Source organism: Candidatus Glomeribacter gigasporarum BEG34, assembly GCF_000227585.1.
Classification (GTDB): domain Bacteria; phylum Pseudomonadota; class Gammaproteobacteria; order Burkholderiales; family Burkholderiaceae; genus Glomeribacter; species Glomeribacter gigasporarum_B.
Window position 1 is genome coordinate 1 of the sequence record NZ_CAFB01000088.1, and the last position, 2,865, is coordinate 2,865.

The following is a 2,865-nucleotide window of genomic DNA, read 5'->3' on the forward strand; positions in this document are numbered from 1 at the left end:
TAGCCTGTTCACCGACCGCCAGGCGCGGCCCGACGATGTGATTCCGGATGGCTCAACAGATGCGCGCGGCTGGTGGGGCAAGCCGAACATCGGCTCGCGCCTGTGGCTGCTGGAGCGCGCCAAGGCCACCGAAGCCACGCGCCAGCAGGCGCGGGACTACATGACGGAAGCGCTGCAATGGCTGATCGACGACGGGGCGGTTGCGCGCTTTGAGATCGACACAGGCTACAGCCGGTCTGGACGCCTGGACGCACAGATCATTGCGTATCGTCAGGACGGCACCACGCACGCGATGCGGTTTGAATGGGCCTGGCCAAAATGAAAAAGGAGCACGCATGCCCTATACCCGTCCCACATTAACCGAACTCCGCCAGCAGGTCGCGCAGGATTTGGGCGTCGATGCGCTCTTGCGGTTCTCCAATCTGCGCATCGTTGGGGACGCGCAGGCGGCGCTTGCGCATCTGCATTACGGCTATCTGGATTGGATTGCGCGCCAGGGCGTGCCGTTTACCGCCGAGGATGAATATCTGGAAGGCTGGGCCGCGCTGAAGGGCGTGTATCGCAAACCCGCGCAGGCGGCGGCGGGCAGGGTGACGTTCACCGGCGCACCCGGCGCGGTGATTCCTAAAGGCGCGCCGCTGGTGCGCAGCGATGGCATGACCTTTACCACGCAAACCTCCGCCCTTGTCGATGCGGAAGGCACGGCCACGGTTGAAGTCCAGGCCGAATCCGATCCTGCCGGTTTGAGCGGCGCAGCCGGCAATACGCCGGTCGGAACCCCGATGACGCTGGGGACGGCCATTGCGGGCGTGCAGTCCAATGGCCTCGTCCATACGCCGCTGACCGGCGGCACGGATTTGGAATCGGATGACTCTCTGCGCCGCCGGATGTTGGCGGCGTACCAGCAGCCGCCGCAGGGCGGCAGCCAAACGGATTATGTGCAATGGGCGTTGCAGGTCGAAGGCGTCACCCGCGCATGGTGCGCGCCGCAGGGCTTTGGCATCGGGACGGTGGTTGTTTATATCATGTGCGACCAGAGCCAGGCGGAACAGGCCGGATTTCCACAGGGTGAGGATGGCGTCGCACAAGATGAGCCGCGCGGCGTTGCGGCCAGCGGCGATCAGTTGCGCGTCGCGAATCATCTGTATGTGCTGCAACCTGTCACCGCGCTCGTCTACGTGGTCTCGCCCCTGGCCCATCGGGTGGATGTTGAAATTTCCGGCCTGCCGAACGCCGCGCCTGAGATTCGGGAAGCCATCGCCGCCGCCATTCGCGCGGTCTTTAGCCGCGAGGGGCAGCCAGGCCGTCCAGTCTATCTGTCTTCCATCGAGTCGGCGATTGCCGCGATTGCGGGCACGGCAGGCTTCATCATCCAATCACCGGTTGGCAATATTGCCAATGGCCCCGGCCAATTGCCCGTATTGGGCGAGGTTCGGTACCTCTAATGGCCGCCCCTGTATATTCCGCCGCCGATTACCGGCGCGCGTTGCAGGCGCTGCTACCGCGCGGGCGCGTCTGGCCGCGTGAACCCAACGCCACGCAAACGCGGCTGTTGGAAGGACTTGCGCCCCTCTATGCACGCAGCCATGCGCGCGCAAACCGGTTGCTCCGGGACATTTGTATCTCCAGCACCGTTGAACTGCTGCCTGAATGGGAAGCCACGCTCGGATTGCCCGACCCGTGCACCGGGCCGCTGTCCACCGTACAGGCGCGCCGCGCTCAGGCCGTCGCCCGATTTGCGAATACCGGCGGGCAATCGGCGGCGCACTTTATCCGCATGGCCGCGCAGTTGGGATATGCGATTTCGATCACCTGTTATGCCCCGTTTCGCTGCGGCCAAAGCCGCTGCGGACAGCCGCTCGGCGGCGTGGACTGGTTCTATCACTGGGCCGTAAATGCGCCGCTCACCACGAAGATACGGTTCCGAACCGGCCAATCGGCCACCGGCGAGCCGCTGGCCAGTTGGGGCAACCGCGCGCTGGAATGCCAGTTGCGCCGAATTGCACCCGCGCAGTCCACGCTTCAATTTCATTATCAGGAGAATGCCAATGTATCAGTTTGATGGGCCTTTTGCCGTCACCGCGCCGCCCGCTTCCACGCCTCAAGACTCGCCCGGTTATTTTTCCGATGGAAATCCCGCAACCGGTCAAGCGGCCACGATTGTGCCCGCTGAATTTCTAAATGCGCTGATGCGCGAGTGCTTGAATCTGCTGCATGCCGCCGGCATTGCGCCGGACAAGGCGAAATTCGATCAGATCACCGCTGCAATCCGGCGGCTCTCGCAAACGCTCGGCGATGAGCGCTATGTGCCCGTCTCGGAAAAAGGCCAGCCGGAGGGCGTGGCGACACTGAACGCGCAAGGCCATGTCCCCACCGAACAGTTACCCCGCTCCAAAGTCGATCTCGCATGGTCGAAAATCACCGGCAAGCCAACGACGCTCACCGGCTACGGCATTACCGATGCGGTCAATGTCGAAGAGAAAGGCCAGCCGGAGGGCGTGGCGACACTGGACGATCAAGGCTATGTCCCCACCGAACAGTTACCCGCGCTCGATTTCACCCCCGCGGACGGCTCGATTACCACGCCCAAGCTGGCCGATGACGCGGTGACGAGTTCAAAGATTGCCTATGGCGCGATTGTGAACAATATCGGCTATACGCCGCTTGGTACCAAAGGTGATCAAGCGATCGATGGCACGCTGAACGTGCGTTATTGGCTGCATATCCGAAATCCGAATGACAGCGCCCTGCGTTCCGTCCATCACAACGACGGCACGATTGGGTTTGTCGGGCCGCGTGGATGGATGGCACGCTTTGGGGACGACGGCAATCTCTGGACGCCGATATTTGGTTGGCTGAGCAATA

The 2,865-nt window shown here is 62.9% G+C and carries 3 protein-coding genes and 1 pseudogene; all 4 read left to right on the plus strand.

Annotated elements, in window-relative coordinates:
- Window positions 1-322, plus strand: a 322-nt coding sequence (locus tag CAGGBEG34_RS08830; RefSeq protein WP_042688470.1) for a phage GP46 family protein, incomplete at its 5' end; no start/stop codon positions are given.
- A 13-nt stretch (window positions 323-335) separates the two neighbouring features.
- Complete coding sequence (locus tag CAGGBEG34_RS08835; protein WP_006683304.1) at window positions 336-1,445, plus strand: baseplate J/gp47 family protein; 1,110 nt, start codon at window positions 336-338, stop codon at window positions 1,443-1,445.
- A complete protein-coding gene (locus CAGGBEG34_RS08840; protein WP_006683305.1) occupies window positions 1,445-2,062 on the plus strand; it encodes a YmfQ family protein in 618 nt (205 codons plus the stop codon). The genes CAGGBEG34_RS08835 and CAGGBEG34_RS08840 overlap by 1 nt, the downstream gene beginning before the upstream one ends.
- Window positions 2,049-2,865 (plus strand): annotated as a pseudogene (locus tag CAGGBEG34_RS08845) (hypothetical protein); the annotation flags it as partial. The gene CAGGBEG34_RS08840 and the pseudogene CAGGBEG34_RS08845, both read left to right, overlap by 14 nt.

Bases quoted from the DNA above. Each gene is read 5' to 3' on its own strand.
- CAGGBEG34_RS08840 (WP_006683305.1), top strand. From the start codon at position 1,445: ATGGCCGCCCCTGTATATTCCGCCGCCGATTACCGGCGCGCGTTGCAG.
- CAGGBEG34_RS08835 (WP_006683304.1), top strand. From the start codon at position 336: ATGCCCTATACCCGTCCCACATTAACCGAACTCCGCCAGCAGGTCGCG.